The sequence below is a fragment of the Vibrio sp. 16 genome (genome assembly GCF_963681195.1).
Lineage (GTDB): Bacteria > Pseudomonadota > Gammaproteobacteria > Enterobacterales > Vibrionaceae > Vibrio > Vibrio sinaloensis_D.
Genome location: NZ_OY808997.1, coordinates 1,714,302 through 1,731,404, shown reverse-complemented (window position 1 = coordinate 1,731,404; position 17,103 = coordinate 1,714,302). Strand labels below are relative to the sequence as shown.

At 46.7% G+C, this 17,103-nt stretch carries 16 protein-coding genes; 2 read left to right on the top strand and 14 right to left on the bottom strand.

Annotated features, from left to right (window positions below; translation table 11 throughout):
• Positions 1 to 300: 300 nt before the first annotated feature.
• Positions 301 to 1,551 (top strand): serine hydroxymethyltransferase, encoded by a 1,251-nt coding sequence (gene glyA / locus U9J37_RS07780; RefSeq protein WP_038139480.1) that lies wholly within the window; start codon positions 301 to 303, stop codon positions 1,549 to 1,551.
• Between the two features lie 257 nt (positions 1,552 to 1,808).
• On the opposite strand, the gene U9J37_RS07775 is transcribed toward glyA, so the two are convergent.
• From U9J37_RS07775 to leuS, 13 genes are all read right to left on the bottom strand, one after another.
• The gene (locus U9J37_RS07775; protein ID WP_005476920.1) at positions 1,809 to 2,138 is read right to left on the bottom strand and encodes a hypothetical protein; all 330 of its coding nucleotides are present in this window, start codon (positions 2,136 to 2,138) and stop codon (positions 1,809 to 1,811) included.
• A gap of 140 nt (positions 2,139 to 2,278) precedes the next feature.
• On the bottom strand, positions 2,279 to 3,244 hold the full coding sequence (gene lipA / locus U9J37_RS07770; protein WP_005476922.1) for a lipoyl synthase: 966 nt from the start codon (positions 3,242 to 3,244) through the stop codon (positions 2,279 to 2,281).
• Positions 3,245 to 3,267: 23 nt separating this feature from the next.
• Positions 3,268 to 3,921 carry a lipoyl(octanoyl) transferase LipB gene (gene lipB / locus U9J37_RS07765; protein ID WP_038215536.1) on the bottom strand — a complete coding sequence of 218 codons (654 nt, stop codon included), beginning with the start codon at positions 3,919 to 3,921 and terminating at the stop codon, positions 3,268 to 3,270.
• Between the two features lie 177 nt (positions 3,922 to 4,098).
• Positions 4,099 to 4,377 carry a DUF493 family protein YbeD gene (ybeD, locus tag U9J37_RS07760; RefSeq protein WP_008081427.1) on the bottom strand — a complete coding sequence of 93 codons (279 nt, stop codon included), beginning with the start codon at positions 4,375 to 4,377 and terminating at the stop codon, positions 4,099 to 4,101.
• A gap of 139 nt (positions 4,378 to 4,516) precedes the next feature.
• Positions 4,517 to 5,695, bottom strand: a complete 1,179-nt coding sequence (locus tag U9J37_RS07755) for a serine hydrolase (protein WP_038139473.1) — start codon at positions 5,693 to 5,695, stop codon at positions 4,517 to 4,519.
• 88 nt (positions 5,696 to 5,783) lie between these two features.
• Positions 5,784 to 6,563, bottom strand: a complete 780-nt coding sequence (locus U9J37_RS07750; RefSeq protein ID WP_005476699.1) for a septal ring lytic transglycosylase RlpA family protein — start codon at positions 6,561 to 6,563, stop codon at positions 5,784 to 5,786.
• A 1-nt stretch (position 6,564) separates the two neighbouring features.
• The gene (rodA, locus tag U9J37_RS07745) at positions 6,565 to 7,686 is read right to left on the bottom strand and encodes a rod shape-determining protein RodA (protein WP_005476702.1); all 1,122 of its coding nucleotides are present in this window, start codon (positions 7,684 to 7,686) and stop codon (positions 6,565 to 6,567) included.
• Complete coding sequence (mrdA, locus tag U9J37_RS07740) at positions 7,686 to 9,575, bottom strand: penicillin-binding protein 2 (protein WP_322413455.1); 1,890 nt, start codon at positions 9,573 to 9,575, stop codon at positions 7,686 to 7,688. The genes rodA and mrdA overlap by 1 nt, the downstream gene beginning before the upstream one ends.
• Before the next feature lie 7 nt (positions 9,576 to 9,582).
• Positions 9,583 to 10,053 (bottom strand): 23S rRNA (pseudouridine(1915)-N(3))-methyltransferase RlmH, encoded by a 471-nt coding sequence (gene rlmH, locus U9J37_RS07735; protein ID WP_005476695.1) that lies wholly within the window; start codon positions 10,051 to 10,053, stop codon positions 9,583 to 9,585.
• Between the two features lie 2 nt (positions 10,054 to 10,055).
• The gene (gene rsfS, locus U9J37_RS07730; protein WP_005476693.1) at positions 10,056 to 10,373 is read right to left on the bottom strand and encodes a ribosome silencing factor; all 318 of its coding nucleotides are present in this window, start codon (positions 10,371 to 10,373) and stop codon (positions 10,056 to 10,058) included.
• Positions 10,374 to 10,445: 72 nt separating this feature from the next.
• The gene (gene holA / locus U9J37_RS07725; RefSeq protein WP_005476692.1) at positions 10,446 to 11,459 is read right to left on the bottom strand and encodes a DNA polymerase III subunit delta; all 1,014 of its coding nucleotides are present in this window, start codon (positions 11,457 to 11,459) and stop codon (positions 10,446 to 10,448) included.
• Positions 11,460 to 11,468: 9 nt separating this feature from the next.
• Positions 11,469 to 12,089 carry an LPS-assembly lipoprotein LptE gene (lptE, locus tag U9J37_RS07720; RefSeq protein ID WP_005476696.1) on the bottom strand — a complete coding sequence of 207 codons (621 nt, stop codon included), beginning with the start codon at positions 12,087 to 12,089 and terminating at the stop codon, positions 11,469 to 11,471.
• A 162-nt stretch (positions 12,090 to 12,251) separates the two neighbouring features.
• Positions 12,252 to 14,825: a leucine--tRNA ligase gene (gene leuS, locus U9J37_RS07715; protein WP_322413450.1), complete on the bottom strand. Its 2,574-nt coding sequence runs from the start codon at positions 14,823 to 14,825 to the stop codon at positions 12,252 to 12,254.
• A gap of 190 nt (positions 14,826 to 15,015) precedes the next feature.
• On the opposite strand from leuS, the gene U9J37_RS07710 reads away from it, so the two are divergent.
• Positions 15,016 to 15,486, top strand: a complete 471-nt coding sequence (locus U9J37_RS07710) for a zinc ribbon-containing protein (RefSeq protein ID WP_005476687.1) — start codon at positions 15,016 to 15,018, stop codon at positions 15,484 to 15,486.
• 63 nt (positions 15,487 to 15,549) lie between these two features.
• Here U9J37_RS07710 and lnt read toward each other — a convergent pair whose 3' ends face one another.
• Complete coding sequence (lnt, locus tag U9J37_RS07705) at positions 15,550 to 17,073, bottom strand: apolipoprotein N-acyltransferase (RefSeq protein ID WP_005476686.1); 1,524 nt, start codon at positions 17,071 to 17,073, stop codon at positions 15,550 to 15,552.
• Between the last annotated feature and the right edge of the window lie 30 nt (positions 17,074 to 17,103).

The following is a 17,103-nucleotide window of genomic DNA, read 5'->3' as shown; positions in this document are numbered from 1 at the left end:
CTTGAGAGGGAAATTTAAGGTAAACCTATGTAATCATCGTTTTACGGGGTGTAAAGGATAGATTTGACACTTAGCTCAGTACGAGCCGTAAAAAGTGCCAACATGACGATTCTCGTAAATCATTATGAAAAAACTGCATGAGAAAAATTTGAATTTTCTCTTTATGACCTAGATCAAATTATGTAGAATGCGCGTCATTAGCTTAATGCAAACGTTTGCGTCAGGTAAAAACGTCGGTATTTAGGTCAGAAATCAGTTTTTTTGCAATTTTAAAGTCTTAATCTGAGTCAGGAGATACAGATGCTAAAGCGTGATATGAACATCGCAGATTACGATGCGGAACTGTTCGCAGCAATCCAAGAAGAAACTCTTCGCCAGGAAGAACACATTGAACTTATCGCTTCAGAAAACTACACCAGCCCACGTGTAATGGAAGCTCAAGGTTCTCAGCTAACAAACAAGTACGCTGAAGGTTACCCAGGCAAGCGCTACTATGGTGGTTGTGAGTACGTTGATAAAGCAGAAGCTCTTGCTATCGATCGTGCATGTGAGCTTTTCGGTTGTGAATACGCAAACGTACAGCCACACTCTGGTTCTCAAGCAAACAGCGCTGTTTACATGGCTCTTCTGAATCCAGGCGATACAGTTCTAGGTATGAGCCTAGCGCACGGTGGTCACCTGACTCACGGTTCACCAGTAAACTTCTCTGGTAAGCACTACAACGTTATTCCTTATGGTATCGATGAAGCTGGCCAAATCAACTACGATGAAATGGAGCAACTTGCTCTAGAGCACAAACCAAAGATGATCATCGGTGGTTTCTCAGCTTACTCTCAAATCGTAGATTGGGCTCGCATGCGTGAAATCGCAGACAAAGCAGGTGCTTGGCTATTCGTAGATATGGCGCACGTTGCTGGCCTTATCGCTGCAGGTGTTTACCCAACGCCAGTACCACACGCGCACGTTGTGACTACAACAACACACAAAACACTAGCGGGTCCACGTGGTGGTCTAATCCTGTCTAACGCTGGCGAAGAGATGTACAAGAAGCTGAACTCAGCGGTATTCCCTGGCGGTCAAGGTGGTCCACTAATGCACGTAATCGCTGGTAAAGCGGTAGCGTTCAAAGAAGCAATGGAACCTGAGTTCAAAGAGTACCAAGCTCGCGTAGTGAAGAACGCAAAAGCGATGGTGGCTCAGTTCCAAGAGCGTGGTTACAAAATCGTTTCTAACGGTACTGAAAACCACCTGTTCCTAGTTGACCTAATCGACAAAGACATCACTGGTAAAGATGCAGACGCAGCACTAGGCGCGGCAAACATCACTGTAAACAAGAACTCAGTACCAAACGATCCACGTAGCCCATTCGTTACGTCTGGTATCCGCGTAGGTTCTCCAGCAATTACTCGCCGTGGTTTCACTGAAGCAGACGCAACTGAACTAGCAAACTGGATGTGTGACGTGCTAGATAACATCGGCAACGAGGAAGTTATCGAAGCAACGAAAGCTAAAGTGCTAGAGATCTGTAAGCGTCTACCAGTTTACGCGTAATTTTTCTTCGTAGAGTGAACGAACTTCTGTGTCGCACATACTCATTTGCTAGCGCAAACTCCGTGTGAGCTCCTTGAATTTCGTCCATCTACTTTGAAAACTATGTTGAAAGGGCTCATTGAGCCCTTTTTTGATCTTGGGTTTTTGTCATTCCATAGAGTGACGAAGGAGCGAGTAGGGAATCTCTTGAAGAGGACGCATAAAACAAAAAGGGCTGATGTTTTTACATCAACCCTTTCAGTAACGGTGTTCCGAGCTTATTTTGAAATGCTCAGTAATGTTCCTGATTTACACTTGAACGAGTAGTATTTTCTGCTCTCGTTAAACTTACCGAGACCTTCGCCGTCACAGTAGTCGATATTAATATCGCGCATGGTTTCTAGCGTCTCTTCACTGTTTAAGGCGAACTTAGAACCGTCTGAACAGACAATTCTTACGCGGCCATCATCACTTACTGAATAGATATCAACTTCTGTATTACAAAGTTCGAAAGAGGCTTCACGGAAATTGTCTTGCTTAGTATTTGAAGCACAGCCAGCGGTTAATGCCGCTAGTACGATAGCAGCAGCTAATCCCAATTTTTTCATATTAGATCCTTGGCGAAGTTACCTGAGACAGGTTTATCATGTTTGTAGAGTAAGCCTATAGAAGTGCGCTGTCTCATTCAAGGGACGATAAAAAAAAGCTGACCTATTCAGTCAGCTTTTCAATCAATCTAGCTTCTAGATTAGCTAATTTCTACACCTTGCGCTTGAAGGTCAGCGTGGTAAGAGGAGCGGACAAATGGACCACAAGCGGCGTGAGTAAAGCCAAGTTCGAGTGCGATCTCTTTTAGCTCATCAAACTCTGAAGGCGGCACGTAGCGCTCAACCGGTAGGTGGTGGCGACTTGGTGCAAGGTACTGACCTAGTGTCAGCATAGTAACGCCGTGTTCGCGAAGATCTTTCAGTACTTCAATGATCTCTTCTTTGGTCTCACCAAGACCCATCATGATGCCAGACTTAGTCGGAATATCAGGGTGCTGCTCTTTAAATTTCTTCAGTAGATCCAAAGACCATTTGTAGTTCGCACCAGGGCGAGCTTTGCGGTACAGACGAGGAGCGGTTTCTAGGTTGTGGTTAAAGACATCTGGTGGATTGTCTTTTAGTAGCTCTAGCGCCACATCCATACGACCACGGAAATCAGGAACCAGAGTTTCGATCTTAATGTTCGGGTTTAGCTTACGGATTTCACGGTTACAGTCAGCAAAGTGCTGCGCACCACCATCACGAAGGTCGTCACGGTCAACAGAAGTGATTACCACGTATTTCAACTTCATGTCTTGGATGGTTTTCGCCAGTTTCTTCGGCTCTTCCGCTTCTGGTGCCAGTGGGCGACCGTGGGCAACGTCACAGAAAGGACAGCGACGAGTACAGATCGCACCTAAAATCATAAAGGTAGCAGTACCGTGGTTGAAACATTCAGCAAGGTTAGGGCATGAGGCTTCTTCACAAACTGAGTGCAGGTTGTTTTTACGCATTGCGGACTTAATATCTTGAATGCGCTGACTATCTGCTGGTAGCTTGATCTTCATCCAGTCGGGTTTGCGCAGAACTTCTTTCTGCTCGGTAGGCATATTTTTTACAGGAATTAATGCCATCTTATCAGCGTCGCGGTACTTGACGCCTTTTTCCATTTGGATTGGTTTACTCATGCTTCTTTGCTTCTCTTTACTTCTTATCGTACAGAAGGAGCTTCTGTGCTGAATTCAACTTGCTCGTAACCTAGCAAAGTTACCAGTTCATCGACTAAGGTTCTTTCAACGTGCTCTATATCTTCTGGTCCACCTAATTGGCTGACTTGAACCATTTCCATTCCGGCATAACCACATGGGTTGATGCGCAGAAATGGGCTCAAATCCATATTGACGTTTAGAGCGAGACCATGGAATGAGCAGCCTTTACGGATTCGTAAACCCAAAGAGCAGATTTTCTTACCGTCAACGTAGACGCCTGGGGCGTCAGGTCGTGCTGCTGATTCAATATTGTAGTGTTTTAGGGTGTTGATCACTAGGTTCTCTATATGAGTAACCAAATCTCGAACCCCTAATTTTTTACGACGAAGGTTTATCAAAAAATAGGCCACAAGTTGGCCTGGACCATGGTAGGTCACTTGACCACCGCGGTCACTTTGAACGACCGGAATATCACCTGTATTCAAAAGGTGCTCTGCTTTACCTGCTTGGCCTTGAGTGAAGACTGGGTTGTGCTCTACAAGCCAAACTTCATCAGGCGTTTCGTCAGTGCGAGTATCAGTGAAATCATGCATGGCTTGCCAGATTGGTTGATAATCTTGTCGGCCGAGATACTTGACTACAAGCTGGTTTTGCATCGCTGATCCTATCGTCGATTCATAAAGTGGGGGAGATTATAAACTGGATCAACAGAATCAACTATATACCAGTAACACATTTTTAACCCTAGAGATTTTGCAGGATTATTATCTACTTGATATCTAAAAAGAAAGCAGCTTTCGCTGCTTTCAAAAAAAATTGAAGTTCTCAAATAATTATAGAACCATGCGAACAATATCGATTTCACCCAGTTCTTTGTAAAGGGTTTCAACTTGCTCGATCGACGTGGCAGTGATGTTTACTGACACGGAATGGTAATTGCCTTTTGCGCTTGGTTTTACAACTGGGCTGTAATCACCTGGAGCATGGCGTTGGATCACTTCAAGAACCTTTTCTGGCAGTTCTGGTTTTGCATAGCCCATAACCTTGTAGGTGAATGAGCATGGGAACTCGAGCAGGTCTTTCAGTTTTGCGTCTGAGTTAATAGTCAGCATAGGACACTCCAAGTTGAACAGGTTTCTTCGCAGCGCGGAATAGTACTGCTAATAACGTTAAATCTCAATACATCAGCCATGAGGCTAATGTGATAAAAAAAGCCGCATTGAGCGGCTTTTTCGATGAATTCATCAAGAATTACAAGAAGCTCTTGAATAGCATAACAATGTAATCCCAAAGACGGCTAAATAGACTACCTTCTTCTACATCTTCAAGTGCAAGAAGCGGGTACTCAGCAACATCATTGCCTTCTAGTTGATAGTATAGCTTACCAACAACATCACCCTTACTAATTGGGGCTTGTAGCTCTTTTTCAAGTACGAAGCTGGCTTTTAGGTTTTTCGCTTGGCCGCGAGGTAGCGTGACATAGGTGTCTTGATCAAGACCTAAGGCAACCATGTCTTTGTCACCCATCCAGATTTTTTCTTCGACGAAGGTTTCGCCTGCTTTGTGTGGTGCCACTGTTTCAAAGAAGCGGAAGCCGTAACTCAGTAACTTTTTGCTTTCTGATTTACGAGCATTGGCATTCTTAGTGCCCATCACAACCGCAACAAGACGCATTTTGCCTTCCGTTGCTGAGCTCACTAGGCTGTAACCGGCATTACTTGTGTGGCCAGTTTTAATGCCGTCAACGTTCATGCTCTTATCCCAAAGCAGACCATTGCGGTTGTATTGGGTGATGCCGTTGTAGGTGTATTTCTTTTCTGAGTAGATGCGGTACTCGTCTGGCACATCACGGATAAGCGCGCTACCAAGCAACGCCATGTCGTAAGGCGTTGAGTAAAGATCTGGGTTGTCTAGACCATGCACATTGGCAAAGTGGGTGTCTTTCATGCCAATGGTGTCTGCCCATGCGTTCATCAAATCAACAAAGGCATCTTCAGAGCCAGCAATGTGCTCAGCCATTGCGACACAAGCATCGTTCCCCGATTGAATGATGATGCCACGGTTCAGGTCTTCAACCTTGACTGTGGTACCGACTTCAATGAACATTTTCGAAGAATCTGGGAAGTTTTTCGCCCAAGCATTTTTGCTGATAGTCACATCGTCTTGCAGTGAGATGTTACCGCGCTCAAGCTCTTGGCCGATGACGTAACTGGTCATCATTTTGGTTAAGCTAGCTGGAGACAGCTTGGTATTCATCTCTTTCTCAGCCAAGACTTTGCCTGAATGGAAGTCCATTAGCACGTAGCCTTTAGCGGCGATCTGAGGGGCGTCTGGCACAACAATAGGTGTTGCGATGGCAGAAGTTGCGAAGGTTGCAGAAAGCGCAATAGAAGACGCAAAAACGGATTTAATTAGCGTTGTTTTTTTCATATTGACTACAGGTTTATCTTTAACTGTCCATATCTTAACAGAATCACTCTCTCAAGCTAGTGTCGTCTAGTGGCTTGGAGAATTAACTCTACAAGGATTTAATAAATGCACTCGAATAACCAAGTGTTTTTACTTGTTCTAAGGTTTTTTGAGTTTGCATATAGTCATTAAATGGTCCTAAAAGTACTCGATGGACGTCATTTTCAGACCCTACATAACTCTCAACCGCAAGTTTTTGCCCCAGCTCTTGTGCCAAAGTTTGGACGCGCTGTGAATGCTGTGATGAAGCAACTTGCACAACAAACTTTGGCAACGCTTGTTGTTTGTGGGCTTCGGTTGGTTTGTCGACCTTGATGACTCGAATCGACACATTCGCTGTCCCCGTTTTGATGACATCGAGTTTAGTGGCGGCGGCGTAGCTTAAATCTATGATGCGTCCAGGGTGAAAAGGACCTCGGTCATTGACACGGACGATGGCTTTTTTGCCATTGTCTTGATTGGTCACTTCCACATAGCTTGGCAAAGGTAAGGTCTTATGTGCCGCTGTCATGGAATACATGTCATAGATCTCACCATTCGAAGTCAGGTGGCCATGGAATTTTTTTCCGTACCAAGAAGAGATGCCTTGCTCGGTGAAGCCTGTGCTGTCTTTGATGATGGTGTAGTGGTTTCCGCGCAGCGTGTAATCTTTGTTCCCACCTAAACTGTAGGGTTCATATTGCGGTACAGCATCTTCAATATGATCAACAGAGATAGGTTTCTCAGGTGCGACGTCATCATCTAGGGAGTAGCGTTTAGACGGAGCAGAAGAACAGCCTACCAATAGAATGCTCGTGCAAGCCAATGCCAGCAGTGTTTTGTTTGTCATACTATGTTGCCTTCGAAAACGCTTTTCTGTGTGTGTGAATCGACATCAAAATACCAAAGCCTGCCATGAGCGTCACCATTGAGGTGCCACCATAACTGATCAGAGGAAGAGGGACGCCCACAACCGGTAAAATCCCGCTTACCATGCCAATGTTTACAAAAACATAAACAAAGAAACTTAGCACGATACTGCCAGCCATCATGCGTCCAAAGGCGGTTTGGGCCTTGCTCGCGAGGTAGAGTCCGCGTCCGATGATGTAGAGGTAGATACTGAGCAACGCAAGAATACCGATCAGTCCCCATTCTTCTGCGATTACGGCAAAAATAAAGTCGGTGTGGCGCTCTGGGAGAAATTCCAATTGAGATTGTGTTCCTTGCATCCAACCTTTACCGGAGATCCCCCCCGAGCCAATCGCGATTTTACTTTGGATAATGTGGTAGCCCGCCCCCAAAGGATCTGATTCTGGGTTAAACAGCGTTCTTACACGGACTTTTTGGTATTCGCGCATCAAGAAGAACCACAAAATGGGTAAGAAGGCGCCAAGACCACACGCAGCAGCGAAGATGATTCTCCAACTGATTCCCGCAAGGAAAATCACGAAGATGCCCGAGGCTGCAATCAAAATTGAAGTGCCTAAGTCGGGTTGCTTGGCGATTAATATGGTCGGGACAAACACCATCACCAAAGAAATTACCAGGGTTTGGAATGTCGGCGGCAGGGCTCGTTTACCAATGTAGCGGGCGATCATAAGCGGAACCGCGAGCTTCAAAAGTTCCGACGGTTGAAAACGAACAAAGCCTAGGTTCAGCCAGCGCTGCGCCCCTTTAGAAGCTTCGCCAAAAAAGAGTACCCCGAGTAGCAAAAGAATACCGCCAGCAAACATAAGTGGCGCCAAGGTCTCATAGGTTCTAGGTGGTATCTGAGCCAAAATAAGCATCACGCCAAGGGCTAAGCCCATGCGCATTGCTTGGCGATCCATCATCGCAAGGCTTTGGCCACTTGCACTGTACATAACGATTAGGCCAAAGCCCATAAGTACCAATATGCCTAGTAGCAATGGTAAATCGATATGGAAACGCTCGAACAGAGCGCGGTTTTGGCCAGTTGAAGGATCAAAATCCATTATTTTTCAGCCTCTTTTTTCTCTACGAGCACGTGATCAAATACTTGGCGTACCACAGGACCACCGTTGCTTGAGCCACCACCTGCGTTTTCAAGGACAATCGTCACGACAATTTCAGGATCGTCAATAGGGGCGAAGCCAGTAAAGAGCGCATGGTCGCGCAGGTGCTCGGCAATTTCGTCTGCGTTGTATTTTTCATCTTCGCCCAAGCCAAATACCTGAGCTGTACCTGATTTACCAGCGCTGACATACTCGGTATTGTAGAAGGCTCGGCGAGCCGTTCCTTTTTTACCATGGTTTACGAGACGCATTCCCTCTATCGCAAGATCCCAGTACTTTTCTTTGACCCCTTCGATTGGAGGGTAGGTATAAGTCTCAAGCCCTGAAAGCTCCTGTTTCTCAAAACGCTCACCGTTAACGATGGTCGCTCTTAAAAGGTGTGGAGCAATACGTTTGCCTCGGTTAACCAGTACCGAGGTCGCTTTGGCAATTTGCATTGGCGTTGCTGTCCAGTAACCTTGGCCGATGCCAACAGGGATAGTGTCCCCTTGATACCAAGGCACGCGATGACGAGCCATTTTCCAGTCGCGGGTTGGCATATTCGCTTTGCTCTCTTCACGAATATCTAGCCCAGTGTAATCACCAAAGCCAAACATCATCATCCAATTGGATATACGATCAATCCCCATGTCATACGCGACTTGGTAGAAGAAGGTATCCACGGATTCTTCAATTGATTTGACGATATCTACCTTGCCATGCCCCCACGGGAGCCAATCTCGGAATGGTCGAGTTTTCGAGTTTGGAATTCGCCAGTAGCCAGGGTCGTTACGAGTAGTATTCGGCGTGATGACACCTTCTTGAAGCGCAGCCACCGCCATAAAGGGTTTAATCGTCGACGCTGGAGGATAGATGCCTAACGTGGCACGGTTCACCAGCGGACGATTCTTGTCATTAAGTAGTGCTCGATAGTCTTTGCCAGAAATACCATGTACGAAGGCATTCGGGTCGTAGCTTGGGCTTGACACCATTGCCAATACACCATTGTCTTTAGGATCGAGTACCACGGCACTACCGCGTCGGTCTGCTAAGAGATCATGGATGTAGAGTTGTAAGTCGATATCGAGGTTTAAGACAATATCTTTACCCGGCTCAGGTGGAACGTATTTCAGCGTGCGTATGATGCGACCACGACTGTTGACCTCAACCTCTTGGTAACCTGCTGTTCCGTGCAGCAAATCTTCGTAGTAGCGTTCGATACCCAGCTTACCGATGTCACGAGTGGCTTGATAGTTTGCGTCTTTCTCTTCGCGGACGAGACGCTGCATATCACGGTCATTGATTCGCGAAACGTAGCCAATTACGTGGGTTAACACCTCGCCATAAGGGTAATGGCGTTTCAAAGCCGCGTTGACAGATACCCCAGGAAATTTGTGCTGATTGACTGAAAACTTCGCCACCTGCTCAGGTGTTAATTGAGTCAAAATAGGCACAGATTTAAAGCGACGTGTCTGGCGGCGCTCTTTTTGAAAGCGTTCAATCTGGTCAGGGGTGATGGTAAGGATTTGTTGAAGGCTGGCAATGGTTGCCTCCATATCCTCGATTTTCTCTGGCGTGATCTCAAGGCTAAATACTGGACGGTTTTCAGCCAGTAATTTACCGTTACGATCATAAATAAGCCCGCGGTTTGGTGCGATTGGGACGACCTTGATTCGGTTGTCGTTTGAGCGGGTTTTGTAATCTTGAAACTGATTAACTTGTATGTTGTACAAGTTCGTCACCAAAAGTCCCATCATGGCAACGATGCCTATAAAAGCGACAATAGCACGACTTTTAAACAGTCGTGCTTCTTCTTGATAGTCCCTTATTTGGGAGCGCTTTCGTAACATGAATCGATTATTCTCGGTGGTAAGGGTGGTTTGCGGTAATGCTCCACGCTCGGTACAAACTTTCCGCCATGACGATACGGACAAGTGGATGAGGCAAGGTTAGTGCTGATAGAGACCAACTTTGATCCGCGGCTGCTTTACAAGCGGGTGCGAGTCCTTCTGGACCACCAATCAAAATGGATACATCTCGACCATCTAACTTCCAGCTCTCAAGCTGCTCGGCCAATTGAGGCGTATCCCATTTTTTACCAGGAATATCTAGCGTAACAATTCGATTGCCTTTTGGCACGGCAGCAAGCATGGCTTCGCCTTCTTTTTGCAGAATTCTTGCAATGTCGGCGTTTTTACCGCGTTTGCCCGCTGGAATTTCAATCAGCTCTAGTGGCATGTCGTGAGGAAAACGGCGTTTATACTCCTGAAACCCTTCTTCGACCCATTTCGGCATTTTGGTACCAACGGCAATCAATTGTAATTTCATGGTTAGCCCCAAAGCTTCTCGAGTTGGTAAAGTTCGCGTTGCTCTTCTTGCATGACGTGTACGATAGTTGTGCCCATATCCAGTACAACCCATTCGCCTTCCGCTTCGCCATCAATACCCAGAGGGGTAAGGCCGGCCAGTTTGGATTCTTTAGCAACGTGATCGGCAATCGATGCAACGTGACGTTTTGAAGTGCCAGTACAGATAATCATGTAGTCCGTAATGCTAGATTTACCTTGAACATCAATAGTTTTGATATCTTGGGCTTTCATATCATCGGCTTTATCTACTAAGAAATCATTCAGTTCTTCAAGTTGCAAGGTGTTGTCCTCGTTATGTCAATTCTGTTCACAAGTGGGTGCCCAAAGGGCGGCGCAGTATATCACGCTTTTTTAAAGCTTCACCTGAGGCAGGCACATCTGCGCACTTAACTGGTGTAATAGTGGCCAACTGGATTGGTCGTACTGAGTTTTGGTTAGGATCTCGATTTTTGCCAAAAGCTGCAGCAGTGTTTTTACATTGGCAATAGAGAGCCTAGTCAGTGCGGCTGAATAGAGTGGCCGCTTGGACTGCCAGATTCGATACGACTCAAACACTCGGCCAATGGGCTCGGTCTGCATCATTTGCAACATGGCCAACAGTTGTTGAAGCTCTTTTTGAATGGTGCGTGCCAGTATCACCATTTCCACGCCTTCTGCTTCAAGTTGGCGCATGATTCGCTGAGCGCGATTAGCTTTGCCTGCCAGCAGTGCATCAATCCAGTGGAAAGCGGTGAAGTGGTTGTGTCGGCTGAGTGACTCTTCCAATCGAATCAAGTTCAATTGGCCGTCAGGGTAGAGAAGCACGAGCTTTTCCAAACTTTGTGTCAAGGCAAATAGGTTGCCTTCATGCCAGTGTGCCAGCATTTGGGTTGCTTCTGGATCCGGCTTTAGGTTAAGCGCACGACAGCGAGCTTGAACGAACTGAGGTAGACGCTGAACATCAGGTGTTAGGCAATTTACCCAGAAGCCATTCGTTGAGAGGGCTTTAAACCACTTTGCATTTTCTTGCGCTTTCGTCAGTTTGGTGCCGATAACGACAAGTAGCACGTCTTGATGCAGCATGTCAGCAAGGGCCAAAAGCTCCTTCGCGATGGCCGCATTAACGCCGGATTCTGGCAGTTCCAATTCGATGATTTGTCGAGCTGAGAATAAGCTCATGGCTTGGCAACAGTCGTAGACAAGGTTCCAATCGAAGCTGCTGTCTATTGCAAAGCGATGTCGTTCTTCGAACCCTTGGCTTAGCGCCGCTTTTTGTATTGCCTGACGTGACTCCTGCAGTAGCAATGGTTCATTGCCAAAGAGAAGGTACGTAGGGTGGAGCTGCTTGTTGACTTGCTCTAACAGTCGGTCGGCAAAAATGCGCATGAAAACCTCTTACTGACCTGATTTATCCGTAGAGTAAGTTTTTATGCGATATTGTTCATCGTCGTCTTTGAGTGAAATTTCTTCAGCATCGTCATTGAGTTCATCGTGTGCGATGTCTGCTCGTAAACGCGCCATTTGACGAACAATTTGAGTGGCGGCCAGTTTACGCATTTCATCTTCAATCATGTCTCGTTCGACCGATTTTGCCAGCGCGCTGAGAGGGTTATCAAGGTAGCTTCGAGTCACGCTTGTCGAATAGGTTTTCGTGCCCACATCGGGTACCGTCACTCGGTAAGAGGCGCGGAAGGTGATCTCTTTTTCCGCCGCACGGGTGTTCTGATACAAAGATAATGTACGCTCGCCAACGCCTTCACTAACAAGGTGTAGATTTGGCACGTTAGCAGCGGGTGGCACAATATCCACCTCACTCAGGCGCAATTGGCCTTTCATCATGCGAGTAAAGGTGCTGTATGGGTCATAACTGGTAAGAGATAAGGTGTTTAATTCGTCAGGTACCGAGTAATCTCCACGCAGGTGGAAACCACAACCAGCCAGTAGGCTTGCCATGAGTACAGCAGAAGTGAGCTTTACAGTTGAATCAGATAACAGGCGCGATACACGGCGAAACATAGATTAATGGCTCTCGTTTATGGATTTACTTATCTTACGGCTCTATTTAACCCAAACGGGCTAGAGCTTTAAGATAAATAAAGCAGGGCGACACTCTAGTTCAATAAACTAAAGTTACCCTGCTTAAGACTTATTTATCTGCGATTAGTTCGCAACACTTTCTTAGTTCGCAACGATGTTCAGAAGTTTACCTGGTACGTAGATAACTTTACGTACTGTTTTGCCTTCTGTGAACTTAGTAACGTTCTCATCGTTTAGACCTAGTGCTTCGATATCTTCTTTAGAGATATCTGCTGGTACGGTGAGTTTCGCACGTAGCTTACCGTTTACTTGAACGATGATTAGCTTCTCGTCTTCAACCAGTGCTTTCTCGTCGAACGTTGGCCATACAGCGTTATCGATGTCGGCTTCACCTAGCGCAGCCCATAGTTCGTATGAGATGTGCGGAGTGATTGGGTATAGCATAGCAACTACCGCTTTCAGCGCTTCATCAAGGATTGCACGATCTTGCGCAGATTCTTGAGGCGCTTTCGCTAGCTTGTTCATCAGTTCCATGATTGCAGCGATAGCCGTGTTGAACGTTTGACGGCGAGCGATATCGTCAGTCACTTTTGCAATAGTCTTGTGAACGTCACGACGAAGTGCTTTTTGGTCACCAGAAAGTGCAGATGTATCGACTGCTTCTGCGGCACCTTTTGATGTGTGCTCGTTTACTAGTTTCCAAACACGTTTCAGGAAGCGGTTAGCCCCTTCTACGCCAGACTCTTGCCACTCAAGTGTCATGTCTGCAGGAGATGCGAACATCATGAATAGACGTACTGTGTCAGCACCGTACTTGTCTACCATCTCTTGTGGGTCGATACCGTTGTTTTTCGACTTAGACATTTTGATCATGCCTGAGTGGGTAACATCGCGGCCTTCAGTGTCTTTCGCTGAAGTGATGCGGCCTTTGCCGTCACGCTCAACAGCAACATCTGTTGGTGCAACCCACTCTTTACCGCCTTTCTCGTTCTCGAAGTAGAACGCGTCTGCTAGTACCATGCCTTGACACAGTAGTTGCTTGAACGGTTCGTCAGACGTTACGTAACCAGCGTCACGTAGCAATTTGTGGAAGAAACGAGAGTACAGTAGGTGCATACAAGCGTGCTCGATACCACCGATGTACTGGTCTACTGGTAGCCAGTAGTTTGCTTTTTCTGGATCTAGAATGTCGTCAGCTTGTGGTGAACAGTAACGTGCGTAGTACCAAGAAGATTCCATGAAGGTATCGAATGTATCTGTCTCACGTAGAGCAGGTTCGCCGTTGAACGTTGTCTTCGCCCATTCTTTGTCAGCTTTGATTGGGCTAGTTACGCCGTCCATTACTACGTCTTCTGGAAGGATTACTGGTAGTTGGTCTGCTGGTACTGGGTGAACTTCACCGTCTTCAGTGGTTACCATAGGGATTGGAGCTCCCCAGTAACGCTGACGAGATACGCCCCAGTCACGTAGACGGAAGTTAACTGTCTTAGTACCTTTGCCTTCTGCTTCTAGCTTGGCTGCGATTGCATCGAACGCCGCTTGGAATTCAAGGCCGTCGAATTCACCTGAATCGAAGAGTACACCTTTCTCTGTGTAGGCAGCTTCAGATACGTCTAACTCGCTGCCGTCAACTGGCTTGATAACAGGCACGATGTCTAGACCGTACTTAGTTGCGAACTCGTAGTCACGTTGGTCGTGTGCAGGTACTGCCATTACAGCGCCTGTACCGTAGTCCATCAGTACGAAGTTAGCCACGTATACTGGTACTTCACGGCCGTTCAATGGGTGAATAGCAGTAAGGCCTGTTGCCATGCCTTTCTTCTCCATTGTCGCAAGCTCAGCTTCTGCAACTTTGTTGTTCTTACACTCGTCGATGAAGGCTGCGAGCTCAGGGTTGTTCTCTGCTGCTACTGCTGCTAGAGGGTGACCTGCTGCGATACCCACGTAAGTCACACCCATTAGTGTGTCTGGACGTGTTGTGTAAACTTCTAGGTCTTGTTGACCTTTCACTTCAAACTTAAGTTCTACACCTTCAGAGCGACCGATCCAGTTGCGCTGCATGGTCTTAACCATTTCAGGCCAGCCGTCTAGGTTATCTAGATCGTCTAGTAGCTCTTGAGCGTATTCAGTGATCTTGATGAACCACTGTGGAATTTCTTTTTGCTCTACTGGCGTGTCACAACGCCAGCAGCAGCCGTCTTCAACCTGCTCGTTTGCCAGTACCGTTTGGTCGTTTGGACACCAGTTAACAGAAGAAGTCTTCTTGTACACTAGACCTTTGTTGTAAAGCTTAGTGAAGAACTCTTGTTCCCAACGGTAGTACTCAGGCGTACACGTTGCGAACTCACGGTTCCAGTCGTAACCAAAGCCTAGCAGCTTAAGCTGGTTCTTCATGTACTCGATGTTTTCGTAAGTCCAAGGTGCAGGTGCAGTGTTGTTTTTTACCGCTGCGTTTTCTGCAGGAAGACCAAACGCATCCCAACCGATTGGCTGCATGACGTTTTTGCCTTGTAGACGTTGGAAACGAGATACCACATCACCGATAGTGTAGTTACGCACGTGACCCATGTGCAGTCGGCCACTTGGGTATGGGAACATAGAGAGACAGTAGAATTTTTCTTTGTTTGGGTCTTCACTTACAACAAAGGTCTTGTTGTTATCCCAGTGCTGTTGAACTTTTTGTTCAATATCTTGCGGGTTATATTGTTCTTGCATCGATGATATCCGGTTATCTTGGAATTTGTGAGTTCGGTTAGAACAGACATTAATAGATCGTCATAGAATACCTAAAGGAGAGGGGCACAACAATAGCCAATACCCACTCAAATCACGTAAAGATGGTGATGTTTATTGCCTTTAACAGGCTTTATGAATGTGCATCAGTGAATCGAAAAGGAGGTTAGCGATGCCAAAACGCAAAACAGGTTATGAGGAGATGTTTGAAGATGTGGTCGAAGCTCTCAAACGTAGTCCTGACGAAGTTAACCACGTTTTAGAAACCTCGGGTAAAGTGGTTGATGCCGCCAATGATTTAACCAAAGATGAGCTGGCTTTGGTTTCTGCTTACGTTAAGTCAGATTTGAAAGAGTTTGCTGACAACTATGAAGACTCCAAAAACGGTCCGTTTTATTTGATGATTGCCGATTCCATTTGGCAAGGTCTACTGGAGATCACCGATCGCACGAAAGTCGAATGGGTTGAACTGTTCGAAGATCTAGAACATCAGGGCTTGTATGAAGCAGGAGAGGTGATCGGCCTTGGCGCTTTAGTGTGTGATAAATGTGGCCACAAAACTGAGTACAATCATCCGACGATTATCATCCCATGCACCAAGTGTGGCTGCAAAGGTTTTAGCCGCCAAGCGCTGAAACCCTAATCGAAACACCGCCTTGAAGCAAAATGAAAAGGGCTGACGCATTGGCGTCAGCCCTTTTTCTATTTAGTCATTAGACTGTTTGGTTCTCCAACGCCAGCCTATCGCTAAGCTCAGTATCGTCCACAGATAGAGTGGCCAAGTCCCAAGTTGGCGGTAGGGTGTCTGGCCTTCGGTCGAGACAATTTCTGCTCTTAAAACGCCAGTTTCAAACTGCGGCAACTGAGCAACGATATGGCCTTGATAATCGGTCACCGCTGTGACGCCATTATTGGTAGAACGAATCACAGGTTTACCCAGCTCTAAAGCACGCATTCGCGCGATTTCCATGTGTTGCAGCGGGCCAATCGAGCTGCCAAACCATGCGTCGTTTGAGAGCGTAAGGATAAAGTCTGTATCGTCGTTAACGTTTTGGCGTACTTGCTCATTAAAGATGATTTCGTAGCACAGTGCTGGCGCCATCTGTTTACCATTTGCATCGATATTGGCTTGCACAAACTCACCGCGACTGAAAGAGGACATCGGCAAATTAAAGAACGGCGCCAGTGGCCTTAGTATGGTTTCAAACGGGACGAACTCACCAAAAGGCAATAGATGATGTTTGTGATAGCGCTGACTCATATCGAAGCGGTAATCGCCGTATGCGGTCTCACCGACAGTCAAAATACTGTTGTAGAACTTTCTATTTTCCCCTTGGTTGACAACCCCCGTGATGACCGCGCTGTGGTTGAGTTTAGCGGCAGAGTCGAGATTGCTTAGAAAGGAGGATATTTCAAATTCAAAAGCAGGAATGGCGGCTTCTGGCCAAATAATTATATCGGCATCCCAGTTTTCTCTAGTCAGATCGGTGTACTTCATAATGGTTGGCCAACGCTCGCTAGGCAGCCATTTGAGCTCTTGAGCGATATTGCCTTGAATCAGAGCCAGTTTAGTCGTGCTGTCTGGATTAGGCGTGACCCAAATTGCCGATTTGAGCCCAAACCCTGCCGATAAGATAATTGCTGGAATGAGCAGTTGAAGCCATTGGCGGTGAAGAAAGGCATACGCAATCGCGCCCGAGCTGACAATGCTTAGAAAGGTGAGCAGTTCAACACCACCAAGAGGTGCAAAGTGCGCGAGTGGACTCTCTATCTGGCTGTAGCCGATCCACAGCCAAGGGAAGCCTGTCATTACCCAGCCGCGTAACCAATCGGCGATGAGCCATAGTACGGGAGCGATCAGCAGAAGACGAATTCGGTTGGATTGCGGGAAAAAGCGATTGAGTGTCCATGTAAACAAGGCGCTATACATCGCCAGATAGCCAATGAGCAGTGTCATTAGGAACACACTGGCAATCTTTGGCATGCCACCAAAATTATCGATACTGATATGGACCCAGCTGATGCCAGTAGCAAACTGACCTAAACCCCATGCGTAGCCAATCCACAAGGCACGCTTGGCACTTTGCTGGTGGATTAAGAGCAAAAGAATCGCGGGAGAAATAATGGCTAGCGGCCAAAGTTGATAGGGAGCAAAGGCTAGTGTGGTTATCGCGCCAACAAAAACGGCCGCGAACGGCCGTTTTAGGCGATGCAAAATAGGATTTAACATCGTTATCTTTTCTGAATATCCCCTGAGGGA